Below are 23,446 nucleotides of genomic sequence, written 5' to 3' on the forward strand. Positions count from 1 at the left end.
CGCCTCTCGGCGCGCCGTGCGGACCGCACCTGGGGAAGGGGGTTGGCTCGTCGAGGAGCGGGCGCTCTACGCTTCCCAGCGTGGAGATCGTCATCGCGGCCGTGCTCGCCGCCGGCATCGGTGCCCTGGGCCCGTCGGTCGTCCGGCGGCTCCCGGAGCCGGTGCCGCACCCGGCGGGGGAGCCACCTGCCGACGAGGCCGGGGCCGAGGCCGACGGTGACGACGCGTCGGGGGAGCAGCCTGCCGAGCCGAAGATCCCCTATGCCGAGCTCGGTTCCACCCCGCGAACCCAGATCCTGCTCGCGCTGCTGGCCGGTGGCATGTCCGCCACCGCTGCGGCGGTACTGCCCGTGGCCTCCATGCTCCCGGTGTGGATCGTCTTCTGCGGTGTCGGCTCCTGGCTGGCCTGGGTGGACTGGCGAACCCGACTGCTGCCGTACCGGCTCACCGCCCCGCTGCACGTCCTGACGCTGGTGCTCGTCGCCGTCGTCGCCCTCGCAACGGGGGACTGGTGGCTGCTGTGGGGCGGCCTGATCGCCAACGCCGTCGTCTTCGCCGGGTTCTGGCTCATCTGGTTCATCGGCACCAGGGTCGGGAGCACCTTCGGCTACGGCGACGTGCGCCTGTCCGCGATCATCGGCCTGGCCCTCGGACCGCTGGGTTCCACGCCCACCCTCGCCGGTGTCTACGCCGGCTTCCTGCTGGGTGCCGTCGGCGGCATCGTGTTCTCCTGGCTGGGCGTCGTGGACCGCAAGGGCTTCGCCTTCGGGCCGTACATGGTCGTCGGCGCCGTGGCTGGTCTCGCGGCAGCGCCCCTGCTCTGAGCCCTTCCCGTCGTCTGGGACAATCTGGCCATGCTCCGATGGCTGACGGCCGGCGAATCCCACGGCCCCGCACTCGCCGCCGTCCTCGAAGGACTGCCGGCGGGCGTGAACGTGACCAGCGACGACATCCGTGGCGCCCTCGCGCGGCGCCGTCTCGGCTACGGACGGGGCGCCCGGATGAGCTTCGAGGCCGACGAGCTGGAGATCATCGGCGGGATCCGGCACGGGCTCACGATCGGGGGCCCGGTCGCGCTGCGCATCGGCAACAGCGAGTGGCCCAAGTGGGAGAAGGTCATGTCCGCCGACCCGGTCGAGGACGACGAGCTCGCCGGGCTCAAGCGCGGAGCCCCGCTGACCCGCCCGAGACCCGGCCACGCCGACCTCGCCGGCATGCAGAAGTACGGCTTCGACGAGGCCCGCCCCGTGCTGGAGCGGGCCAGTGCGCGGGAGACCGCCGCCAGGGTGGCCCTCGGCGAGGTCGCTGCACGGTTCCTGCACGACGCCGTCGGCGCACAAGTCCTCTCCCACGTCGTCGAGCTCGGCACGGTCCGTGCCCCGGCCGGCCTGGTGCCGAGCCACCACGACCGCGAGCGGCTCGACGCCGACCCGGTCCGCTGCTTCGATGCCGCAACGAGCGAGGCGATGGTGAGCGAGATCGACGCCGCACACAAGGACGGCGACACGCTCGGCGGAGTCGTGGAGGTCGTCGTCGAGGGCCTGCCGCCCGGTCTGGGCTCCTACACGCACTGGGACCGCCGCCTGGACTCCCGGCTGGCCGGGGCGCTCATGGGCATCCAGGCGATCAAGGGCGTCGAGGTGGGCGACGGCTTCGAGCTGGCCCGCACACGAGGCTCGGCCGCGCACGACGAGATCGTCCATGACGCCGCGGAACCCACTGCAGGGGCCGAGACTCCCGACGACGTGCTCAGCGTGCGTCGTGCCTCCGGCCGTTCCGGTGGCACGGAGGGCGGCATGAGCACCGGGGAGGTGTTGCGGGTGCGGGCTGCGATGAAGCCCATCGCGACCGTGCCCAGAGCGCTGCGTACCGTCGACGTCGCCACCGGGGAGGCCACCAAGGCGCACCACCAACGGTCCGACGTGTGCGCGGTGCCGGCAGCGGGCATCGTGGCCGAGGCCATGGTGGCGCTCGTCGTCGCGCAGGCCGTCACGGAGAAGTTCGGTGGTGACTCGGTGACCGAGGTCCGTCGCAACCTGTCCGGGTACGTCGAGAGCCTGAGGTACCGGTGAGTCCCGTCGTCGTCCTGGTGGGACCCCCGGGGGCGGGCAAGACGACGATCGCCGAGGAGCTCGGGCGGCGGCTCGGCGTCCCGGTCCGTGACACCGACGCCGACGTCGAGCAGCAGGTCGGCACGAGCGTGCAGGATCTCTTCGTCCAGCAGGGGGAGGCCTACTTCCGTGAGCTCGAGGCCGAGGCGGTCCGCGTCGCGCTGCAGGAGCACGAAGGGGTGCTCGCGCTGGGGGGCGGCGCGGTCACGAGTCCTGCGGTGCGCGAGGCGCTGGCCGGTCACCGGGTCGTGTTCCTGGACGTCGGCCTGACGGAGGCGGCCGGGCGCATCGGGTTCGGTGCGAGCCGCCCGTTGCTGCTCGGCAACGTCCGTGCCACGCTCAAGGCGCTCATGGACGAGCGGCGTCCGCTCTATGAGGAGGTCAGTGTGCTCACCGTCCCGACCGACACCCTGACGCCCGATGAGGTGGCCGGCGCTGTTCTCACCGACGCAGGGCTCACCGATCGGCGGGATGACGCGTGACCACGCGGGTCCGGGTGTCCGCGGCCGCTCCCTACGACGTCGTCGTGGGGCACGGTGTCAGCGCGGGGTTGGGTGAGCTGCTGGGTGAGCAGGTGAGACGCGCTGCGATCGTGCATCCGCCGTCGATGCGGGAGCAGGCCGTGAGGCTGCGCGCCGATCTCGCCGCCGGCCAGGTCGACGTCCACCTGATCGAGGTCCCTGACGGCGAGCAGGCCAAGGTCTCCGACGTCCTGCAGTTCTGCTGGCGGGTGCTCGGCGACGCCGGGTTCACGCGGTCCGACGTGGTGGTCGGTCTCGGCGGTGGCGCCACCACCGACCTCGCGGGGTTCGTCGCGGCCACGTGGTTGCGTGGTGTGCGGTTCGTCAACCTGCCCACGACGGTCCTGGGCATGGTCGATGCAGCGGTGGGCGGCAAGACCGGCATCAACACGGTGGCGGGCAAGAATCTCGTGGGCGCCTTCCATGAGCCGGTCGGTGTGCTGTGCGACCTGGACCTGCTGGCCACGTTGCCGGGCGCGGAGCTGCGCAGCGGGCTGGCGGAGGTGGTCAAGTGCGGGTTCATCGCCGATCCGACGATCCTGGAGCTGGTGGAGAATGCCGGTGCGGCCAGCGTTCTCGATCCGGCGTCACCGATCCTGGCCGAGCTGGTCACCAAGGGCATCGCGGTCAAGGCGGCGACGGTCGCGGCGGATCTCCATGAGACCGGCGGACTGGGTGGCCCCGGCGGGGGTGCCGGGCCGTGGGCGGCAGATGACCCTGCCGGGCCGTGGGCGGCAAATGGGATCGGTCGTGAGGCGCTGAACTACGGTCACACCCTGGGTCACGCGATCGAGCGCGAGGAGCAGTTCACCATCCGTCATGGCGAGGCGATCAGCGTCGGCATGGTGTTCGTGGCCGAGCTGGCCAGCCGGTACGACCTGATCGACGACGAGCTCGTGGAGCGGCATCGTGCGGTGCTGTCGTCGCTGGCGCTGCCCACCACGTGGGCCGGTGCGTTCTCGCCGTTGCTGGCCGCGATGCGCTTGGACAAGAAGACCCGTGGGGACGAGCTGCGTTTCGTGGTGCTGGAGGAGCTCGCGCGGACACGGATCCTCGCTGGCCCCGAGGAAAGCGTGCTGCGTGAGTCCTTCGCCGCTCTCACGCGGAGCTCGAGATGAGCGGTCCTTCGGCCGACCACCTGGCCGAGCGACGTCTGCGGGTGGGGCGGTTGCTCACCGAGGCCGGGTTGGACGGTCTGGTGGTGACCACCCTGGTCAACGTCCGGTTCCTCAGCGGGTTCACCGGTTCCAACGGTGCCCTGGTGCTGCGCGCCGACGGCACGGGGGTGTTCCTGACCGACGGCCGCTACCGCGACCAGGCGGTCACGGAGGTTCCGGACCTGGAGCATGTCATCGACCGCGACCTCATCGGCCAGGCCGCCACCCGGATCGAGGGATCCTGGGGCGTTGAGTCGCACACGCTCAGCGTCGATGCCCACACCGAGCTCACCGGTCAGACGGCAGCGCACGTGGTGCCGGCCGGGCGGCTGGTCGAGGCGGCGCGTGAGGTGAAGGACGACACCGAGGTCGCGGCGCTGCGCTCGGCGTGCGCCATCTCCGTCGAGGCGCTCACCGGGCTGCTGGACGGCCCGCTGGTGGGTCGCTCGGAACGAGAGGTCGCCCGTGACCTGGAGTGGCGGATGCTGCAGCTGGGCGCCGAGGCGATCGCGTTCGAGACGATCCTGGCTGCGGGTGAGCACACCGCGGTCCCGCACCACCACCCCACAGACCGGGTGCTGCGATCCGGAGACCTGCTCAAGGTCGACTTCGGGGCACGGGTCGACGGCTACCACGCCGACTGCACCCGGACCGTCGTGCTCGGCTCCGCCGACGACTGGCAGCGCGAGGTGCACGCTGCGGTGCGGGAGGCTCAGTCGCTGGGGGTCGGCGCGCTGCGTGAGGACGCCGGGGTCGCGCAGGTCGACGCCCTCGTGCGTGAGGCACTGCGGGACAGTGGGTGGCTCGAGTACTTCACCACCGGCCTCGGGCACGGCGTCGGACTGCAGATCCACGAGGACCCGTTCTTCGCCGCACGGCACACAGGTAGACTGATGCGTCGCACCGCCTTGACGATGGAACCGGGGATCTACGTCCCGGGCCGTGGGGGAGTGCGTATCGAGGACACCGTCCTCGTCACCGCCGATGAGCCGGACGTGCTCACGGACCTGACCACCGAGCTCCTGGAGATCGCCTGACATGGCCACCTCGAACGACCTGAAGAACGGCATGGTGCTGAAGATGGAGGGCCAGTTGTGGTCCGTCGTGGAGTTTCAGCACGTCAAGCCGGGCAAGGGTCCCGCCTTCGTCCGCACGAAGCTGAAGAACATCGAGTCCGGCAAGGTCGTCGACAAGACCTTCAACGCCGGCGCCAAGATCGAGACGGCCACGGTCGACCGCCGTGAGATGCAGTACCTCTACAACGACGGCACGAGCTTCGTCTTCATGGACAACACGACCTACGACCAGATCGAGGTCGCTCCCGAGCTCATGGGTACGGCGCCGGACTTCCTGCTGGAGAACCAGGACGCCGTCGTCGCGCTCAACGAGGGACGTGTGCTGCACGTCGAGCTCCCGCCGGCCGTCGAGCTGCTCATCGAGCACACCGACCCCGGCCTGCAGGGCGACCGTTCCAGCGGCGGCACCAAGCCGGCCATGCTGGAGACCGGCAAGGAGATCCACGTCCCGTTGTTCATCTCCACCGGCGAGAAGATCAAGGTCGACACGCGCGACGGCAGCTACCTCGGCCGCGTGAAGGCCTAGGGCCTGATGGGCGCTCGTACCAAGTACCGCAAGCGCGCACTCGACGTCCTGTTCGAGTCCGAGCTGCAGGGCATGACGCTCGGCGGCACGCTGGCGCGGCGTCGCGAGTCCAACGACCCGCCGATCAGCGAGTACACCGTCACCCTGGTCGAGGGCGTCACCGAGCACCAGGGGTCGATCGACTCGCTTCTGCTGGAGCACGCCAACGGCTGGACGCTGGAGCGCATGCCGGGGGTGGACCGCAACCTGTTGCGGATCGCTGCCTTCGAGATCCAGCATGCCGACGACGTGCCCGACGCCGTGGCGGTCAGCGAGGCCGTCGCGCTGGCCAGGGAGCTGTCGACCGACGACTCGCCGGGCTTCGTCAACGGTGTGTTGGGACGCATCCTCAAGGTTCGTGCGCAGACCGTCTGACTCGCTCCTGAAGGTCCCGTGAGCCGGCGGCGGGACGTCGTCACCGTGTCACCGACGACACGCTGTGGCCCAGGGGAGGGCTGCACGAATGGATGCGTTCCGCTACGGTCGTGATGATCGCCGGGCTGCCCCGGGACGTTGTGACGAACAGGTGGGTGCGCCCGGGTGAACTTCCTAGAGTTCGTGCAGGACCGATGGTCGCTGCTGTGGTTCCAGGGCTATCAGCATCTCAGTCTGGTGCTGCAGTCGCTCGTTCTCGCGACGATCCTGGCGCTCATCATCGCCGTGCTGACCTTCCGGTCCGCAGCGTGGTCGGGCATCGCCGAGGGGGGTGCCGCCGTCGGTCTGACCATTCCGTCGTTCGCCCTCTTCGGACTTCTCCTGGCCTTCATCACCTCAGGTGTCGTGGTCAGCGTGGTGGCGCTCGCCTTCTACGGATCGTTACCCATCCTGCGCAACGCCATCGTCGGACTGAGACGGGTGGACGCCTCTCTGGTCGAGTCCGCCAAGGGCATGGGCATGGGCCCGGCCACCGCTCTGGTGAAGCTGCAGCTGCCGCTGGCCTGGCCGGTCATCATGACCGGCATCCGCGTCTCCGCGCAGATGCTCATGGGCATCGCTGCGATCGCGGCGTACGCCTCCGGCCCGGGTCTGGGCTCCTTCATCTTCTCGGGCCTGTCGCGTATCGGCGGGGCCAACGCCGTCAACTCGGCCTGGGCGGGCGTCCTCGGTGTCGTCCTGCTGGCCATCGTCCTCGACCTGGTGCTGAGCCTGGTCGGTCGACTCACCACCTCAAGGGGTATTCGTGTCTGAGACCACTGCAACCACGACGGGCTCCACCGATGAGTCCGTCCACGGCGAGCGCATCCTGCTGCAGAACATCACCAAGCGCTACCTCGGACAGGAGAGCGCGGCCGTCGACGACGTGACGATGGAGATCCCGGCCGGCGAGGTGGTCATGCTGGTCGGCCCGTCCGGTTGTGGCAAGACCACCACCATGAAGATGATCAACCGGCTCATCGAGCCGACCAGCGGGAAGATCTTCATCGGTGACGAGGACGTCACCAACAGGGACGCCGACGACCTGCGTCGTCACATCGGCTACGTCATCCAGGGTGCAGGACTCTTCCCCCACTACACGGTGGCTGACAACATCGCGATCGTCCCGCGTCTGCTCGGCTGGTCCAAGGACACGGTGCGCGCTCGCGTCGACGAGCTGCTGGAGCTGGTCAATCTCGACCCGACCCAGTACCGCGACCGCTACCCCCGCGAGCTCTCCGGCGGCCAGCAGCAGCGCGTCGGCGTGGCGCGGGCCCTGGCAGCCGATCCGCCGGTGCTGCTGATGGACGAGCCGTTCGGTGCCGTCGATCCCATCACGCGGCAGCGCCTGCAGGATGAGCTGATGCGGCTGCAGGATGAGCTGCGCAAGACCATCGTCTTCGTGACCCACGACTTCGACGAGGCGGTCAAGGTCGGCGACCGGATCGCCATCCTCGACGTCGGCTCACAGATCGTGCAGTACGACACCCCCGAGAACATCCTCGCGGCCCCGGCCAACGACTTCGTCGAGGGCTTCGTCGGCCACGGTGCTGCCTTGAAGCAGCTCACGCTGACCCGGATCCGGGACGTCGAGCTGCACGAGGCGGCGGTCGCCTCCGTCGGCGGCGACCCCCAGGCCGCCATCGCGGACGCACGGGAGAAGGGTCGCGACTGGGTCATCGTCCTCGATGCGCAGGAGCGTCCTCAGCGCTGGGTCTCGGTCCGCGAGCTGGAGCAGAGGCCGGACGCGCTCAACCGGGTCACCCGTGACCACGAGCTGGAGGTCATCAGCACCGCCTCGACCCTCAACGATGCGCTCGATGAGATGCTGACCTCGAGCCACGGAGTCGTCGTGGTGACCGGACGGCGCAACAAGTACCAGGGCGTGGTGAGGGTCGAGACGATCATGGCGGCCATGCAGGACATCCAGAGTCCGGCCCATGCCGCCGATCCCATGGTGGTGGACGAGCCGTGACCTCGAGCCAGGTCCTCGACATGGAGGCCGGCGAGAAGAACGCCGGCTCGGTGGTTCGCGAGGGTGATCCGACACCCGGCATCGCGCGGTGGGTGGCCCAGCCGTTGGTGTGCCTGGCGATGTTCGCCGGCGTGCTCATCTACACCAACAGCCGGGAGCTGACCTCCAAGCAGGGACTCCTGGCCAACAGCGAGCTGTGGGACGGGGCCACCCGGCACCTGTTCCTCACGGCGGTCGCGGCGGTCCTCGTCGTGCTCATCTCGGTTCCGCTCGGCGTGCTGCTCACGCGTGGTCCGATGCGGCGCTACTCCGGCCTCATCCTGGCGCTGGCCGGGTTCGGCCAGGCGGCGCCGGCGATCGGTCTGGTCGTCCTCTTCGCGCTGTACTTCAGTGTCGGCATCTGGCCCTTCATCGCCGCGCTCACGGTGTACGGGATCCTCCCGGTCGTGGCCAACGTCGTGGCCGGCCTGGACGGCGTGGACCGACGGCTCATCGAGGCAGGACGCGGCATGGGGATGTCCGCCTTCATGGTGCTCCGCAAGGTCGAGCTCCCGATCGCTGTGCCCGTCATGCTCACCGGTGTGCGCACTGCGGTGGTGCTCATGTGCGGCACGGCCGCGTTCGGCGGATTCGTGGGTGCCGGTGGGCTGGGGGCGCTCATCAACACCGGGATCAAGCTCGGTGAGAGCCCCGTACTCATCGTCGGCGCCGTGCTGATCGCGGCGTTGGCACTGCTGCTCGACTGGATCGCCAGGGTCGTCGAGGTCAACGCGACACCGAAGGGACTGTGACCGTGAGAGCACGACGAATCATGCCGGCGGCCGTGGCCACCGTGGCACTCGTCGCCGCCACGGCGGGATGCGGCCTGCAGAATGCCAACGGTTACATCGCCCCCGCCGATCCCGGCGAGATCAAGCACTACGACTCGCTCGAAGGCGTCGAGATCACGGTGGGGGCCAAGGACTTCACCGAGCAGCTCATCCTCGGCAACATGCTTGCGACGATCATGCAGACCGCCGGCGCCGACGTCACGAACCGCACGAACATCGCCGGCAGCAACGGAGTCCGCAACGCGCTGCTCAACCGCACGGTCGACATCTCCCCGGAGTACACCGGGACGGGCTGGATCTCCTACCTGCTGCACGACGACCCCGTGAAGGGGGAGGAGGAGCAGTGGCGGGCCACCGCCGATGAGGACAAGGAGAAGAACCAGCTCATCTGGCTCAGGCCCGCCCCCATGAACAACACCTATGCCTTCGCCATGGGCCCGGAAGCGGCTGACCGCCTCGGACTGGAGAACCTCTCCGAGCTCGCTGACCTGCCCCGCGAGGAGCTGACTTTCTGCGTCGAGGATGAGTTCTACTCCCGCAACGACGGCTTCCCGTCCATGCTCGAGGAGTACGGGCTCAAGCTCGGCGACTCGGTCCCGGACAGCCAGGTGCTCAAGCTCGACACCGGCGTCGTCTACGACGCCACCGCCAAGGGCGAGTGCAACTTCGGTGAGGTGTTCACCACCGACGGTCGCATCCCGGCCCTGGAGCTCGAGGTGCTGGAGGACGACAAGGAGTTCTTCCCCCTGTACAACCTGACCCAGGTCGTGCAGGAGGACCTGTTGGAGGAGCACCCTGAGATCGAGGAGATCTTCGCCACGGTCAACCCCAAGCTCACCAACGAGGTCATGCTGGAGCTGAACGCCAAGGTGGACGTCGAGGGTATGGAGCCCCCGCTGGTGGCGTTGGACTGGTTGAAGTCGGAGGGCCTCGTCCAGTGACACGCCTGCAGTTGCGATAATCGCAACTGCAGGTCTAGGGTCGGACCATGCCGCCCCCTCCTGTCGTCGCCGCGCGCGTGAAGGCGGCCCTGCGGGACCGCGGGTTGTCCCAGCGAGAGCTGGCCGAGGCGACCGGGCTGGAGGTCACCAAGCTCAGCAAGTCGCTCGGTGGGCGTCGCCGGTTCCTCGTGGACGAGCTCCGGCGGGCAGCGGACGTTCTCGACGTCGACCTCGGCTGGTTGACCGGGGAAGGTGACGACACCCCTCCGGCAGTGGCCCCGGCCGGCCTGACCGCGCTGGCGCACGACCTGTACACCGGGACCCGAGGCAGGCAGCGCCGTGCCGTCGTCGAGGCGGCGTGGGTGCTGATCGCCGACCGTGGTCATGCCTCGGTGCGGCTCAGCGACGTCGCCGCACGGTGCGGCATCGACGAGGCGGAGGTGGCCGGGCACTTTGCGTCCGCGCGCGAGCTGCTGGACGAGACGCTGCGGCTCGCAGCCCAGCAGGCGTACGAGCGGCAGCACGAAGCCCTGGGCGGCCTGGACGACGGCCTGCGGCGGCTGCGTCGGCTGATCGAGCTGCAGCTGCCCACCCCCGGCGCCGTGGACCGTGAATGGTCGATCTGGCTCCAGGTCTGGGCGCAGGCCGCGATCGACCCGACGATCAGGGCGCTCCACGAACAGGCGTACGTGCGCTGGCTCACCACCGTCCGCTCGGCCATCGAGCTCGCTCAGCAGCAGGGAACCTGCCGTGTCGGCGACGCGCAGGAGATGGCGGCGCGACTCACGGCCCTGGTCGACGGGCTCGGACTCCAGCTCGTCACCGGTCGCGCCGGACGAACCCCCGAGATGGTGGACGCCGCCATCGAGGACCACCTGCGGGCCCATGTGCTCGCCACCACGTCATCTGCGAAGGAGACGCCATGAACGACAACGTCATCATCACTTGCGCCGTCACGGGCGCCGCGGACACGGTGAGCCGCAGCGAGCACGTGCCGGTCACCCCGGAGGAGATCGCCGACTCGGCGATCGCTGCTGCGCGTGCCGGGGCCGCTGTGGTGCACGTCCACGTGCGCGATCCCGAGACCGGGCAGGGTTCGCGGGACGTGGCGCTCTACCGCGAGACCGTGCGCCTCATCCGGGCGGCAGACGTCGACGTCGTGCTCAACCTGACCGCCGGCATGGGTGGCGACCTGGTCATCGACGACGAGGACCCGTTGAAGCCCGTCGACGGCACCGACCTGGTGAACGGGCTGCAGCGGCTCCCGCACGTGGAGGAGCTGCTGCCGGACATCTGCACGCTCGACTGCGGCTCCATGAACTTCGGGGAGGGCCAGCAGCTCTACGTCAGCACCCCCGACATGCTCCGCACCGGGGCGGCGCGCATCCAGGAGCTCGGGGTGAAGCCGGAGATGGAGATCTTCGACACCGGCCACCTCTGGTTCGCCACCCAGCTCGTCGAGGAGGGTCTCATCGACCCGCCGCCGATGTTCCAGCTCTGCATGGACGTCCCGTACGGTGCACCGGCGGATCCGTTGACCTTGCAGGCCATGGTGAACCGGCTCCCCGCTGGTGCCGTCTGGGCGGCCTTCGCGCTCGGCAGGAAGCAGATGCCCTGGGTCGCCCAGGCGATTCTGCTGGGTGGGCACGTCCGCGTGGGGCTGGAGGACAACCTGTACCTGTCGCGCGGGGTCAAGGCCACCAACGAGCAGCTCGTGGAGCGCGCCGTCGACCTGGTCGGCAACCTCGGCTCCCGCGTGGCCACCGCTGAGGATGCCCGCGAGATCCTCGGTCTGAGGGCACGAGCATGAGCGAGCGCCAGGTGCGGCCAGCACCCCAGGATGTTCGGACCGTTGCGTGCATCGGCGCAGGGGTCATCGGCGCAGGCTGGGTCGCGCACTTCCTGGCGCAGGGCTACGACGTGATCGCCTGGGACCCGGCGCCCGAGGCCGAGGAGCGGCTCCGCGCGCTCGTCGATGCCGCCTGGCCCGCCCTGGAGTCCCTGGGGCTCGCCGCAGGAGCGGACCGGTCCCGGTTGTCCGTCTCCGAGGACCTCGAGCAGGCGGTGGCAGGGGCCGACGTCGTGCAGGAGAGCGCCCCGGAGGACCTCGACCTCAAGATCGACCTGCTCGCCCGCATCGACGCTGCCACACCGCGCGATGTCGTCATCTCCTCCTCCACGTCGGGCTACACCATGACTCAGATGCAGGTCGGGGCCGCGGGCCCCGAGCGGCTGGTCGTGGGGCACCCGTTCAACCCGCCGTACCTCATCCCGCTCGTGGAGGTGGTCGGTGGTGACAGGACCGCGCCCGACGTCGTGGCCTGGACTTCGCAGTTCTTCGAGCACGCCGGCAAGTCGGTCATCACGATGGACCGGGAGGTCCCGGGGTTCATCGCGAACCGGCTCCAGGAGGCGCTGTGGCGCGAGGCGTTGCACATGGTCGACAACGGTGAGGCCACGGTGGAGCAGATCGACGCCTCGATCACGCAGGGTCCCGGCCTGCGGTGGGCCTTCCACGGACCCATGCTGACGTTCCACCTGGCCGGAGGACACGGTGGTATGGCGCACATGCTCGATCACTTCGGACCGTCCCTGAAGGCGCCGTGGACTCGGCTGGATGCCCCCGAGCTGACGCCGGACCTGCGCGATGCCGTCGTCGAAGGAGTCGACAGGTCGGACGGGCGCCCGGTGCAAGAGCTCGTGGCCGAGCGCGACCGTCTGCTCATCGGTGTCATGAGGACGCTGCAGGAGCTGCGCTCGTGACACCGCTCTCGGTGCGCCAGCAGGAGCTGCGCCCTGAGTGGATCGACTACAACGGGCACCTCAGCGAGGCGTACTACGTCCTGCTGTTCGGTCACGGCACCGATGAGGTCATGGATGCGCTCGGGCTGGATGCGCAGTACCGCGGCGCATCGGGGTGCTCGCTGTTCACCGTCGAGGCGCATGTCCGCTACCTCGACGAGGTGGCCGACGGTGTCGGCGTCGAGGTGCGCTCCTTCGTCATCGGCACCGGGCCCAGGAAGCTGAGGCTGTGGCACGAGCTCTGGGCCGGGGGAGTCCTGCGCGCCACCGAGGAGGTGCTCGCGCTGCACGTCGACACCGCGGCAGGGCGCAGCGTCCCCCTGCCGGGCGAGGTGCTCCACCGTGCCGGCGCCGCCGAGGTCGCGCTGCCCGAGCACGCTGGACGTTCCATCACCGGCTGAACGTCGACAGTCTCGTGCCCGCCGCCACTGCTCAGCGCTCGGAACGTTTGCCGCGTGCGGTGACGGTGGCGGTCACGAGGAGGAGCAGCCCGATCCCGGCGCCGAACGCAGCGCACAGCTGCACGATGCGTCTCTTGGCCTCGGCCGGGGTGTCGGTGGCCAAGGCCCCGGTGTCGACCTGGTCGATCATCCACCAGGCGCCCAGCACGATGAGCCCCTCGAGCACGAGAAACAGGATCGAGAAGATGATGATGGTTCGCTTCACTGCACCCCTTCCGGTCCCTGGTGGCGACGTGCCACCGGTCGCACGCTAGTGCCCTGGGACCCGCGAGCCCCCGCCAGGGGGCAGGTCGCCCACTGCTAGGCTGTCCGACGATCCACGACGTCCTTTAAGCACCGTCCTGTGAGGCGGAGAAGGAGGTCAGCCGATGGCCGCGCCCACGAGCGCCACCACGCCTGACGACGCCCCTGAGCCAGGGGGCGTCTCCCAGAGTTCGCCAGCCCAGGACTCGCCGGCCCAGAACCCGCCAGCACCGCGCACCGTGCTCGACGACACGGACATCTCGCGGGCACTGACCCGCATCACGCACGAGATCCTCGAACGCAACCGCGACGCCGAGGGCCTGGTCATTCTGGGGATCCCGACCCGTGGTGTGCCGTTGGCCCACCGGGTGGCCGCCCGGATGAGCGAGGTCGAGGCCCGGACGATCATCGCCGGTGCCCTCGACATCACGATGTACCGCGACGACCTGCGCAGCGGACCGGTGCGCAACCTCGAGCACACCGACCTGCCCGACGACGTCGACGGCAAGACCGTCGTCCTGGTCGACGACGTGCTGATGAGCGGTCGCACCATCCGTGCCGGCCTGGACGCCCTTGCCGACCTGGGGCGTCCCAAGGCGGTCCAGCTCGCGGTCCTGGTGGACCGCGGGCACCGCGAGCTGCCGATCCGGGCCGACTTCGTGGGCAAGAACCTGCCGACGTCGCTGAACGAGAAGGTGCGGGTCCGTCTGTCGGAGATCGACGACCAGCCCGACTCGGTCTCGATCGTGGGCGGGGCGGCCGAGGCAGGTGCCTCGTGAAGCACCTGCTGAGTACCGGGGACCTGACCCGCGACGAGGCCGTCCACATCCTCGACACCGCCGAGGAGCTGCTGGGCGTCGCCCAACGACCGATCAAGAAGCTGCCCACACTGCGTGGCCGCACCGTGGTGAACCTGTTCTTCGAGGACTCCACGCGGACCCGGATCAGCTTCGAGGCCGCTGCCAAGCGGCTCTCGGCCGACGTCATCACGTTCTCCGCCAAGGGCTCGAGCACCTCCAAGGGCGAGGGGCTCAAGGACACCGCGCTGACCTTGCAGGCCATGGGCGCCGACGCCGTCGTGGTGCGCCACAGCGCCTCGGGCGCACCGCACCGCCTGGCCCATGCGCAGTGGTCCAGGGGCGCGGTGGTCAACGCCGGCGACGGCACGCACGAGCACCCCACCCAGGCACTGCTCGATGCCTTCACGATGCGCAGGCATCTCGTGGAGGGGGATCGGCACCAGCGAGCCGGCGTCGGTGCGGACCTGGCGGGAAAGCACGTCACGATCGTCGGCGACGTGCTGCACAGCCGGGTGGCGCGCTCCAACGCGCTGCTGCTGCACACCCTCGGTGCGCACGTGAGACTCGTGGCCCCCCCGACGCTGCTGCCCGTCGGAGTCGACTCCTGGCCGGTCGAGACGTCCTACGACCTCGATGCGGCGGTCGAGAAGACCGACGTCCTGATGATGCTGCGGGTGCAGGAGGAGCGGATGAACGCCTCCTACTTCCCGAGCGCCCGCGAGTACAGCCGACGCTTCGGCCTGGACGTCGCCCGGATGAACCGGCTGCCCGAGCATGCCATCGTCATGCACCCCGGCCCGATGAACCGCGGCATGGAGATCACCGCCGACGTCGCCGACTCCGAACGCTCGGTGATCGTCGAGCAGGTCACCAACGGCGTCGCCGTCCGGATGGCCGTCCTCTACCTCCTGCTCGGCGGCGCCCCCACGTCCGACGACGCAGTCAGCACCATGGAAGGAGGGGCATGAGCCCCGTAGCCCCCCAGGTCGTCCCCCCGTACGTCGTGCGCAGCGCCCGACTCCTGGGCGAGGACGTCGTCGACCTGTTGCTGGTCGACGGTCGCATCGCCGAGGTCGGGCCAGGCATCACAGCACCCGACGACGCAGTCGAGATCGACGCCACCGGACTGGTGGCCCTGCCGGGCCTGGTCGACCTGCACACCCATGTCCGCGAGCCGGGACGTGAGGACGCCGAGACCGTCCTGACCGGTTCGCGCGCCGCGGCACGCGGCGGGTTCACGTGCGTGCACGCCATGGCCAACACCAGCCCGGTCGCGGACACCGCCGGCGTCGTGGAGCAGGTCTACCGCCTGGGTCGTGAGGGCGGCTACTGCGACGTCCAGCCCGTCGGCGCCGTCACCGTGGGCCTCGCGGGGCAGCGGCTCGCCGAGCTGGGCGCCATGGCGGACTCCGCCGCCGCCGTCCGGGTCTTCTCCGACGACGGCATCTGCGTCTCCGACGCCGTGCTGATGCGTCGGGCCCTGGAGTACGTCAAGGCGTTCGACGGCGTGGTCGCCCAGCACGCACAGGAGCCCCGCCTCACCGAGGGTGCGCAGATGAACGAGGGCGCGCTGTCGGGCGAGCTGGGCCTGGTCGGCTGGCCGGCCGTCGCCGAGGAGGCGATCATCGCCCGCGACGTCCTGCTCGCCGAGCACGTCGGCTCCCGGCTGCACGTGTGCCACCTGTCCACCCGCGGCTCGGTGGAGATCGTGCGGTGGGCCAAGAGCCGAGGCATCGACGTGACCGCCGAGGTGACGCCCCACCACCTGCTGCTCACCGACGAGCTGGTGCGCTCCTACGACCCCATCTACAAGGTCAACCCTCCGCTGCGCTCCGACGACGACGTCGCTGCCGTGCGCGAGGGACTGGCGGACGGCACGATCGACATCGTCGCCACCGACCACGCCCCGCACCCCATGGAGGACAAGGAGTGCGAGTGGGCCGCCGCGGCGTTCGGGATGCTCGGTCTCGAGACGGCGCTGTCCATCGTGCAGCAGACCATGGTCGAGACCGGTGCCCTGACCTGGGCCCAGGTGGCCGAGGTGCTCTCGGAGCGTCCGGCACGCATCGGTCGCGTGGACGACCAGGGCCGGCCCCTGGCCGTCGGCGAGCCGGCCAACCTCGTGCTCGTCGATCCCGACGCAACCCGCGAGATCGATGCCCGCGACACGGCATCGCTCTCACGCAACACCCCCTATGCCGGACGCACGTTGCCCGGCCAGGTCGTGGCCACCTTCCTGCGCGGTGCCCCGACGGTCCTGGACGGCGCACTGCAGGAGCTCGGAGCATGAGCGGCACAGCGGTTCCACGTCACCTCACCCACCTACCAGGAGTCCTCACATGAGCGCCGCAGCTCCCGCGCCCGCCGTCCTCGTCCTGGAGGACGGGCGGACCTTCCGTGGCGAGGCGTACGGAGCCAGGGGCACCACGATCGCCGAGATCGTCTTCAACACCGGCATGACCGGCTACCAGGAGACCCTCACCGACCCCTCCTACCGCGGCCAGATCGTCGTCATGACGGCTCCGCACATCGGCAACACCGGTGTCAACGACGAGGACTTCGAGTCGCGTCGCGTGTGGGTCGACGGCTACGTCGTGCGTGATCCCTCACGGGTGCGCAGCAGCTGGCGGGCCGACCGCACGCTCGATGAGCTGCTCGGGGAGCAGGACGTCGTCGGGATCAGCGGCATCGACACCCGCGCGCTCACCCGTCACCTGCGCGAACGCGGCTCCATGCGCGCCGCCGTGAGCTCGGAGCCTCAGTACGTTGGGGGCTCCGTCGAGGATCTCCTGGCCCGCGTCAACGCCGCTCCGACGATGGAGGGGGCGAGCTTCCTCGCCGACGTCACCACCCCGGAGCCGTACGTCGTGCCGGCCGTGGGGGACAAGCGCCTCACCGTGGCCGCCATCGACCTTGGCATCAAGGGCATGACCCCGCGACGCATGGCGCAACGCGGCATCGAGGTGCACGTCCTGCCCGCCACGTCCACCGTCGACGACGTCCTGGCGGTCGGAGCGGACGGGGCAGGGCCGGACGGCGTCTTCATGTCCAACGGTCCCGGCGACCCCGCCACGGCCGACCACGTCGTCGGTGTGCTGCGCGAGGTGCTGGAACGCCGCATCCCCTACTTCGGGATCTGCCTGGGCAACCAGATGCTCGGCCGAGCACTCGGCCGCGGCACCTACAAGCTCAAGTACGGCCACCGGGGCATCAACCAACCGGTGCAGGACCGCGCCACCGGTGCGGTGGAGATCACCAGCCAGAACCACGGGTTCGCCGTCGACGCACCGCTCGACGGCACCTTCGAGACGCCCTACGGTCCCGCGCACGTCACCCACGTCGGCCTCAACGACCAGGTCGTCGAGGGAGTGGCGCTCGTCGACGGGCCGGCGTTCAGCGTCCAGTACCATCCCGAGGCGGCAGCCGGCCCCCACGACGCCGACCACCTCTTCGACCGCTTCGTCCAGCTCATGCTCGACCACCCCCGCCCCACCCCGTCCAGCAGAGGGACCACCTGATGCCACGCCGCACCGACATCGAGTCGATCCTGGTCATCGGCTCCGGGCCGATCGTCATCGGCCAGGCCTGCGAGTTCGACTACTCCGGGACCCAGGCCTGCCGCGTGCTGCGCGGGGAGGGCCTGAGGGTCGTCCTCGTCAACTCCAACCCGGCCACCATCATGACCGACCCGGAGTTCGCCGACGCCACCTACGTCGAGCCCATCACCCCTGAGTTCGTCGAGAAGGTGATCGCCGCGGAGCGTCCCGACGCCCTGCTCGCGACCCTGGGCGGACAGACGGCGCTCAACGCCGCCATCGAGCTGGACCGCTCCGGAGTGCTCGCGAAGTACGGCGTCGAGCTCATCGGCGCCTCCATCGAGGCGATCGAGAAGGGCGAGAACCGCGAGTCCTTCAAGGCGATCGTGGAGGACCTGCCGCAGGAGTGGGGTGCGGAGGTGGCCCGCTCGGCCATCTGCCACACCATGCAGGAGTGCCTCGCCGCGGTCGACGACCTGGGCGGGTACCCGCTGGTCGTGCGGCCGTCCTTCACGATGGGCGGCTCCGGCTCCGGCCTGGCCTACGACGAGGATGACCTGCATCGCATCGCCGGCTCGGGGCTCGCGCTCAGCCCCACCACCGAGGTGCTCCTGGAGGAGTCGATCCTCGGCTGGAAGGAGTACGAGCTGGAGGTCATGCGAGACCGCGCGGACAACGTGGTCATCGTGTGCTCCATCGAGAACATCGACCCGATGGGCGTGCACACCGGCGACTCGATCACCGTCGCTCCCGCCATGACACTCACCGACGTGGAGTACCAGCGGCTGCGCGACATCTCGATCGGTGTCATCCGCGAGGTGGGCGTCGACACCGGCGGCTGCAACATCCAGTTCGCCGTGCATCCCGAGAACGGGCGCATCGTCGTGATCGAGATGAACCCGCGCGTGTCCCGCTCGTCGGCGCTGGCCTCCAAGGCCACCGGCTTCCCGATCGCCAAGATCGCGGCCAAGGTGGCCATCGGCTACACGCTCGATGAGATCCCCAACGACATCACGCAAGAGACCCCGGCCAGCTTCGAGCCGACGCTCGACTACGTCGTGGTCAAGGTGCCGCGCTTCGCCTTCGAGAAGTTCCCGGCCGCCGACCCGACCCTGACGACCCACATGAAGTCGGTCGGGGAGGCGATGGCGATCGGCCGTTCGTTCACCGAGGCGCTGCAGAAGGCCCTGCGCTCGCTGGAGCGTCCGGCGGCGGTCTTCGACTGGGCCAAGGAATGGGTCGACCTGGACAAGAGCACCCTCCTGGAGCAGATCCGCACTCCTCACGACGGCAGGCTGAAGCTGGTCATGGACGCCTTGCGTGCCGGGGCCACGGCGCAGGAGGTCTTCGACGCCACGCACATCGACCCGTGGTTCGTCGACCAGCTCGCGCTGCTGAACGAGGTGGCCGCCGAGCTCATCGAGGCCGAGGAGCTGTCACCGGTGCTGCTGCGTCGCGCCAAGCGGCACGGCTTCTCCGACGTCCAGATCGGCAAGATCCGCGGGCTGACGCCGGCCGTCGTGCGCGGTGTGCGGCACGCCCTGGGGGTGCGGCCGGTCTACAAGACGGTCGACACCTGTGCGGCCGAGTTCGCCGCCCGGACCCCGTACCACTACTCCTCCTACGACGAGGAGACCGAGGTCGCGCCGCGCGAGAAGCCGGCAGTGCTGATTCTGGGCAGCGGTCCCAACCGCATCGGGCAGGGCATCGAGTTCGACTACTCGTGTGTCCACGCCGCCCTCGCCCTCTCCGAGGTCGGCTACGAGACCGTCATGGTCAACTGCAACCCCGAGACGGTCTCCACCGACTACGACACCTCCGACCGGCTCTACTTCGAGCCGCTGACCCTCGAGGACGTCCTGGAGGTCGTGCACGCCGAGCAGCAGGCCGGGCCGGTCGCCGGCGTCATCGTGCAGCTCGGAGGACAGACCCCGCTCGGTCTGGCCTCCGGCCTGCAGGAGGCCGGGGTGCCGATCGTGGGCACGTCGCCCTCGGCGATCGACCTCGCGGAGCATCGCGGGGAGTTCGGACGGGTGCTGGCCGAGGCCGGTCTCCCGGCACCCAAGCACGGGACCGCGGTGACCTTCGACGGTGCCAGGCAGATCGCCGACGAGATCGGCTACCCGGTGCTCGTGCGGCCGTCCTACGTGCTCGGCGGTCGCGGGATGGAGATCGTCTACGACGAGGGGTCGCTGGAGGACTACATCACCCGGTCCACCGAGATCTCCCTCGATCACCCGGTCCTGGTCGACCGCTTCCTCGACGACGCGGTCGAGATCGACGTCGACGCCCTGTACGACGGCACCGAGCTGTTCCTCGGCGGCGTGATGGAGCACATCGAGGAGGCCGGGGTGCACTCCGGCGACTCAGCCTGCGCGCTGCCGCCCATCACGCTGGGCGCCGACGAGATCGCCAGGATCCGTGAGTCCACCCGCGCGATCGCCGACGGTGTCGGCGTGCGTGGGCTCATCAACATCCAGTTCGCGCTCTTCTCGGACACGTTGTTCGTGCTGGAGGCGAACCCGCGGGCCTCGCGCACCGTGCCGTTCGTCTCCAAGGCCACGGCCACACCCCTGGCCAAGGCGGCGGCTCGCCTCATGCTGGGGGAGTCCGTCGCCGACCTGCGGACCGCCGGTGTGCTGCCCCCGGACCTGGACGGCACCGGCGGTGACGGTGGCCTGCTGCCGGACGTCGCACCCGTGGCCGTCAAGGAGGCGGTCATGCCCTTCAACCGCTTCCGCACCTACGAGGGCCGCTACGTCGACACCGTGCTCGGTCCCGAGATGCGCTCCACCGGTGAGGTGATGGGCATCGATGCGGGCTTCGGCACGGCGTACGCCAAGAGCCAGGCCGGAGCACAGAACGGGCTGCCGGTCTCCGGCAAGGTCTTCGTCTCGGTGGCCAACCGCGACAAGCGGCACATGGTCTTCCCGGTCAAGCGGCTGGCCGACCTCGGCTTCGAGATCCTCGCCACGAGCGGCACCGCAGCGGTGCTGCGCCGCAACGGGGTGCAGGCCACCGAGATCCGCAAGCTCGCCGAGGAGCCGGTCGCGGGGGAGAGCCGGTCCACGATCGTGGAGAAGATCCACGACCAGGACGTGCAGCTCATCATCAACACCCCGCACGGTGTCAGCGCCGGTATCAACGCCCGCATCGACGGCTGGGAGATCCGCACCGCGGCCGTCGCCGAGGGTGTTCCATGCATCACCACGGTGCAGGGACTGGCGGCAGCCGTGCAGGGTATCGAGGCGCTGCTGGAGCACCGGGTGGGTGTGCGTTCGCTCCAGTCCTGGGCGGTCGATCTCGAGGCCGCGCGGACGGCAGCGGCGCGGTGAGCTACGGATCGCGGCTGCGAGCCGCGATGGACGTCTACGGGCCGGCCTGCATCGGCATCGACCCGCACGGGGCGCTGCTGGAGCAGTGGGGCCTGGGTGACTCGCTCGCCGGTCTCGAGGCGTTCGCGGCCACGTGCGTCGAGGCGTTCGCCGGACACGTGGCTGTGGTCAAACCGCAGTCGGCGTTCTTCGAGCGGTTCGGAGCCGCCGGCGTGGCGGTGCTGGAGCGCACCCTGCAGGACCTTCGGCACACCGGGACGTTGACCCTCCTGGACGTCAAGCGGGGCGACGTCGGCAGCACGGCGCAGGCCTACGCCGAGGCGTACCTCGACGAGGACGCGCCCATGGCCGCCGACGCCGTCACCGTCAGTCCGTTCCTGGGCTTCGGCTCCCTGGAGCCCTTCTTCCGCGAGGCCGAGAGGAACGACGCCGGTGTCTTCGTGCTCGCCCTGACCTCCAACCCCGAGGGACCCGAGGTGCAGCATGCCGTGGTTGACGGGGGAGCCGGCGACGGCGGGACCGTCGCCGGTTCGGTCCTGCGCCAGTTGGCCGAGCAGAACGCCGGGGCGCGTCCCCTCGGCTCGCACGGCGCGGTCGTAGGAGCCACGATCGGGCGAACCGAGGAGGACCTGGACTTCAACGGTCCGATCCTCGCACCGGGCTATGGCAGCCAGGGCGGCACCGCCGCTGACGTCGCTCGCATCTTCGCCGGAGTCACCGACCGGGTCCTGGCGTCCACGTCACGAGCCGTGCTGAGCCACGGCCCCGACGTCGCGGCGCTGCGTGAGGCGGCGGCGGCCGTGAACACCGAGCTGTCCACGAGTGACGGGCTGGGCTGATCGACACCCGGTCGTCCTCGGCCCCGGGTGGTCCGCGGGCTTGTAGGCTCAGCCGTGCACCACGAACCCGAGGAGAATGCATGCCGCGCGCCCTCCAGCGCTGCTCGTCAGCAGCCACGCTGGCCATCGCTGCCGTCCTGCTCGTCGGCTGTGGCGGGCAGAGTGAGTACTGCGCCACGGTGGAGGAGAACGCCACCGTCCTGGAGGCGGTCGGCAAGGACCGCACGAACGCCGCGTACGACGAGTACGCCGAGGCGTTCGAGGTGGTGGCGGCGGACGCACCGGAGTCGATCGAGGCGCAGTGGACCGAGCTGGCCGAGGTGACGCGCGGTGTCCTGGCCGCGCAGGAGGCGGTCGGCATGCCTCTGGAGGACATGGCCGACGACGACCGGGTCGCCGAGCTCTCCGAGGAGCAGCTCGCCTCCTTGAACGAGGCCTACGAGGCCTTCAACGCCACCACCGAGCAACGCACGGCCGTGGTGAAGAATGTGAAGCAGGAATGCGACATCACGCTCGACTGAACCCAGATCAGTCAGGCCCATGTCAGTCAGTACCGTGACGAAGAGGTGACACCGTGGCACTCCCCAAGCTGACGGACGAGCAGCGCCAAGCAGCCCTCGACAAGGCCGCCCAGGCGCGCCGGGTCCGAGCCGAGGTGAAGAACCGACTCAAGCACTCCGGTGCGACGCTGGCCGACGTCATCCACGAGGCCCGCGTCAACGAGGTCGTCGCCAAGCTCAAGGTGAGCGACCTCCTGCAGTCGATGCCCGGCGTCGGCAAGGTGAAGGCACAGGAGATCATGGAGCGCATCGGCATCGCCGAGAGCCGCCGCCTCAGAGGCCTCGGCGTCAACCAGGTCCAGGCGCTGCTGCGCGAGTTCGGTGCCCGTGAGCGCTGATCGTCCAGAGACCGAGGACCCACCTGCTGGGGGACAAGACTCCGGTCGGTCCCGCCTCGTCGTGCTGGCCGGACCCACGGCCGTCGGCAAGGGCACCGTGGCCGCATGCATCCGCGAGGAGCACCCCGAGATCTGGATCTCGGTGTCGGTGACGACGCGCGCGCCGCGACCCGGCGAGGTCGACGGCATGCACTACCACTTCGTGAGCGACGCCGAGTTCGACGAGCTCGTCGAGACCGACGGGCTGCTGGAGTGGGCCGTCGTGCACGGACGGCACCGCTACGGCACACCCCGCGCGGCCGTCGAGCAGCGTCTGGAGCGCGGGGAGTCGGCACTTCTGGAGATCGATCTGCAAGGAGCCCGCCAGGTGCGCGAGCACATGCCGGAGGCGCTGATGTGCTTCCTGGCGCCCCCCAGCTTCGCCGAGCTGGAGCGGCGCCTCGTCGGCCGGGGCACCGAGGGCGAGCAGGAACGGACCCGACGCCTGCGGACGGCCGAGGAGGAGCTGGCTGCCGAGCAGGAGTTCGACGTCACGATCGTCAACACCGACATTCGGTCGGCGTGCGATGAGTTGGTAGGCTTGTTCAGTCATGGCCACGGCCGCGACGACCGACGCACCTTCCCACCCGCATCTCCCCACCACCGACACAGCGAGGTCCAGTGACCAGCACGCGTTCCGTTGCCGAGGGCATCACGAATCCGCCCATCGACGATCTGCTCGAGAAGACCGACTCCAAGTACAAGCTGGTTCTCTACAGCGCCCAGCGCGCACGCCAGATCAATGCCTACTACTCCCAGCTGGGTGAGGGGCTGCTGGAGTACGTCGGCCCCCTGCTGGAGACGCAGGTTCAGGAGAAGCCGCTCTCGATCGCGCTGCGCGAGATCAACGACGAGCTCCTCAGCGTCGAGGACACCGAGCCCGACGAGGCCTGAGCCTCGCCA

26 protein-coding genes are annotated in these 23,446 nt (G+C 69.7%); 25 read left to right on the top strand and 1 reads right to left on the bottom strand.

Annotation, left to right across the window (positions count from 1 at the left end; all coding sequences use genetic code 11):
* Positions 1-80: 80 nt before the first annotated feature.
* The 15 genes from ACEVFP_RS08605 to ACEVFP_RS08675 all read left to right on the top strand — a co-directional run bounded on the left by ACEVFP_RS08605 (position 81) and on the right by ACEVFP_RS08675 (position 12,793).
* Positions 81-824: a prepilin peptidase gene (locus tag ACEVFP_RS08605; RefSeq protein ID WP_375003345.1), complete on the top strand. Its 744-nt coding sequence runs from the start codon at positions 81-83 to the stop codon at positions 822-824.
* A gap of 30 nt (positions 825-854) precedes the next feature.
* The gene (aroC, locus tag ACEVFP_RS08610) at positions 855-2,072 is read left to right on the top strand and encodes a chorismate synthase (protein WP_375003346.1); all 1,218 of its coding nucleotides are present in this window, start codon (positions 855-857) and stop codon (positions 2,070-2,072) included.
* Complete coding sequence (locus ACEVFP_RS08615) at positions 2,069-2,593, top strand: shikimate kinase (protein ID WP_375003347.1); 525 nt, start codon at positions 2,069-2,071, stop codon at positions 2,591-2,593. The genes aroC and ACEVFP_RS08615 overlap by 4 nt, the downstream gene beginning before the upstream one ends.
* Positions 2,590-3,750, top strand: coding sequence for a 3-dehydroquinate synthase family protein (locus ACEVFP_RS08620; protein ID WP_375003348.1), 1,161 nt, complete (start codon positions 2,590-2,592; stop codon positions 3,748-3,750). The genes ACEVFP_RS08615 and ACEVFP_RS08620 overlap by 4 nt, the downstream gene beginning before the upstream one ends.
* Positions 3,747-4,826: a M24 family metallopeptidase gene (locus ACEVFP_RS08625; RefSeq protein ID WP_375003349.1), complete on the top strand. Its 1,080-nt coding sequence runs from the start codon at positions 3,747-3,749 to the stop codon at positions 4,824-4,826. The genes ACEVFP_RS08620 and ACEVFP_RS08625 overlap by 4 nt, the downstream gene beginning before the upstream one ends.
* A gap of 1 nt (position 4,827) precedes the next feature.
* Positions 4,828-5,391, top strand: a complete 564-nt coding sequence (gene efp, locus ACEVFP_RS08630) for an elongation factor P (protein ID WP_375003350.1) — start codon at positions 4,828-4,830, stop codon at positions 5,389-5,391.
* A gap of 6 nt (positions 5,392-5,397) precedes the next feature.
* The gene (nusB, locus tag ACEVFP_RS08635; protein ID WP_375003351.1) at positions 5,398-5,805 is read left to right on the top strand and encodes a transcription antitermination factor NusB; all 408 of its coding nucleotides are present in this window, start codon (positions 5,398-5,400) and stop codon (positions 5,803-5,805) included.
* Positions 5,806-5,970: 165 nt separating this feature from the next.
* Positions 5,971-6,618 (top strand): ABC transporter permease, encoded by a 648-nt coding sequence (locus tag ACEVFP_RS08640; RefSeq protein ID WP_375003352.1) that lies wholly within the window; start codon positions 5,971-5,973, stop codon positions 6,616-6,618.
* The gene (locus tag ACEVFP_RS08645; RefSeq protein ID WP_375003354.1) at positions 6,611-7,819 is read left to right on the top strand and encodes a betaine/proline/choline family ABC transporter ATP-binding protein; all 1,209 of its coding nucleotides are present in this window, start codon (positions 6,611-6,613) and stop codon (positions 7,817-7,819) included. The genes ACEVFP_RS08640 and ACEVFP_RS08645 overlap by 8 nt, the downstream gene beginning before the upstream one ends.
* Positions 7,816-8,610 carry an ABC transporter permease gene (locus ACEVFP_RS08650; protein ID WP_375003356.1) on the top strand — a complete coding sequence of 265 codons (795 nt, stop codon included), beginning with the start codon at positions 7,816-7,818 and terminating at the stop codon, positions 8,608-8,610. The genes ACEVFP_RS08645 and ACEVFP_RS08650 overlap by 4 nt, the downstream gene beginning before the upstream one ends.
* 2 nt (positions 8,611-8,612) lie before the next feature.
* Positions 8,613-9,590 (top strand): glycine betaine ABC transporter substrate-binding protein, encoded by a 978-nt coding sequence (locus tag ACEVFP_RS08655; protein WP_375003358.1) that lies wholly within the window; start codon positions 8,613-8,615, stop codon positions 9,588-9,590.
* 47 nt (positions 9,591-9,637) lie between these two features.
* A complete protein-coding gene (locus ACEVFP_RS08660) occupies positions 9,638-10,516 on the top strand; it encodes a TetR family transcriptional regulator C-terminal domain-containing protein (protein ID WP_375003359.1) in 879 nt (292 codons plus the stop codon).
* The gene (locus ACEVFP_RS08665) at positions 10,513-11,400 is read left to right on the top strand and encodes a 3-keto-5-aminohexanoate cleavage protein (RefSeq protein WP_375003361.1); all 888 of its coding nucleotides are present in this window, start codon (positions 10,513-10,515) and stop codon (positions 11,398-11,400) included. The genes ACEVFP_RS08660 and ACEVFP_RS08665 overlap by 4 nt, the downstream gene beginning before the upstream one ends.
* Positions 11,397-12,353, top strand: coding sequence for a 3-hydroxyacyl-CoA dehydrogenase NAD-binding domain-containing protein (locus ACEVFP_RS08670; protein WP_375003362.1), 957 nt, complete (start codon positions 11,397-11,399; stop codon positions 12,351-12,353). Before ACEVFP_RS08665 ends, ACEVFP_RS08670 begins: the two co-directional genes overlap by 4 nt.
* Positions 12,350-12,793, top strand: a complete 444-nt coding sequence (locus ACEVFP_RS08675; protein WP_375003364.1) for a thioesterase family protein — start codon at positions 12,350-12,352, stop codon at positions 12,791-12,793. Before ACEVFP_RS08670 ends, ACEVFP_RS08675 begins: the two co-directional genes overlap by 4 nt.
* A 31-nt stretch (positions 12,794-12,824) precedes the next feature.
* Here the strand turns inward: ACEVFP_RS08675 and ACEVFP_RS08680 are convergent, their stop codons facing one another.
* Positions 12,825-13,058, bottom strand: a complete 234-nt coding sequence (locus ACEVFP_RS08680) for a hypothetical protein (RefSeq protein ID WP_375003366.1) — start codon at positions 13,056-13,058, stop codon at positions 12,825-12,827.
* Between the two features lie 163 nt (positions 13,059-13,221).
* Here ACEVFP_RS08680 and pyrR point away from each other — a divergent pair, with 163 nt between their 5' ends.
* From pyrR to rpoZ, 10 genes are all read left to right on the top strand, one after another.
* Positions 13,222-13,875 (top strand): bifunctional pyr operon transcriptional regulator/uracil phosphoribosyltransferase PyrR, encoded by a 654-nt coding sequence (gene pyrR / locus ACEVFP_RS08685; protein WP_375003368.1) that lies wholly within the window; start codon positions 13,222-13,224, stop codon positions 13,873-13,875.
* Positions 13,872-14,864 carry an aspartate carbamoyltransferase catalytic subunit gene (locus ACEVFP_RS08690; RefSeq protein WP_375003370.1) on the top strand — a complete coding sequence of 331 codons (993 nt, stop codon included), beginning with the start codon at positions 13,872-13,874 and terminating at the stop codon, positions 14,862-14,864. The genes pyrR and ACEVFP_RS08690 overlap by 4 nt, the downstream gene beginning before the upstream one ends.
* Complete coding sequence (locus ACEVFP_RS08695; RefSeq protein ID WP_375003372.1) at positions 14,861-16,186, top strand: dihydroorotase; 1,326 nt, start codon at positions 14,861-14,863, stop codon at positions 16,184-16,186. The genes ACEVFP_RS08690 and ACEVFP_RS08695 overlap by 4 nt, the downstream gene beginning before the upstream one ends.
* 49 nt (positions 16,187-16,235) lie before the next feature.
* On the top strand, positions 16,236-17,414 hold the full coding sequence (gene carA, locus ACEVFP_RS08700) for a glutamine-hydrolyzing carbamoyl-phosphate synthase small subunit (protein ID WP_375003373.1): 1,179 nt from the start codon (positions 16,236-16,238) through the stop codon (positions 17,412-17,414).
* Complete coding sequence (gene carB, locus ACEVFP_RS08705; RefSeq protein ID WP_375003374.1) at positions 17,414-20,767, top strand: carbamoyl-phosphate synthase large subunit; 3,354 nt, start codon at positions 17,414-17,416, stop codon at positions 20,765-20,767. The genes carA and carB overlap by 1 nt, the downstream gene beginning before the upstream one ends.
* Positions 20,764-21,606, top strand: coding sequence for an orotidine-5'-phosphate decarboxylase (gene pyrF, locus ACEVFP_RS08710; RefSeq protein WP_375003375.1), 843 nt, complete (start codon positions 20,764-20,766; stop codon positions 21,604-21,606). Before carB ends, pyrF begins: the two co-directional genes overlap by 4 nt.
* Before the next feature lie 80 nt (positions 21,607-21,686).
* Positions 21,687-22,127 (top strand): hypothetical protein, encoded by a 441-nt coding sequence (locus ACEVFP_RS08715; protein WP_375003376.1) that lies wholly within the window; start codon positions 21,687-21,689, stop codon positions 22,125-22,127.
* A gap of 53 nt (positions 22,128-22,180) precedes the next feature.
* Positions 22,181-22,504 (top strand): integration host factor, actinobacterial type, encoded by a 324-nt coding sequence (gene mihF, locus ACEVFP_RS08720; protein ID WP_375003378.1) that lies wholly within the window; start codon positions 22,181-22,183, stop codon positions 22,502-22,504.
* The gene (gmk, locus tag ACEVFP_RS08725) at positions 22,494-23,168 is read left to right on the top strand and encodes a guanylate kinase (protein ID WP_375003380.1); all 675 of its coding nucleotides are present in this window, start codon (positions 22,494-22,496) and stop codon (positions 23,166-23,168) included. The genes mihF and gmk overlap by 11 nt, the downstream gene beginning before the upstream one ends.
* Positions 23,165-23,437 (top strand): DNA-directed RNA polymerase subunit omega, encoded by a 273-nt coding sequence (rpoZ, locus tag ACEVFP_RS08730; protein ID WP_375003381.1) that lies wholly within the window; start codon positions 23,165-23,167, stop codon positions 23,435-23,437. Before gmk ends, rpoZ begins: the two co-directional genes overlap by 4 nt.
* The last annotated feature ends 9 nt before the right edge of the window (positions 23,438-23,446 follow it).

Source organism: Aeromicrobium sp. CTD01-1L150 (genome assembly GCF_041951745.1).
Lineage (GTDB): Bacteria > Actinomycetota > Actinomycetes > Propionibacteriales > Nocardioidaceae > Aeromicrobium.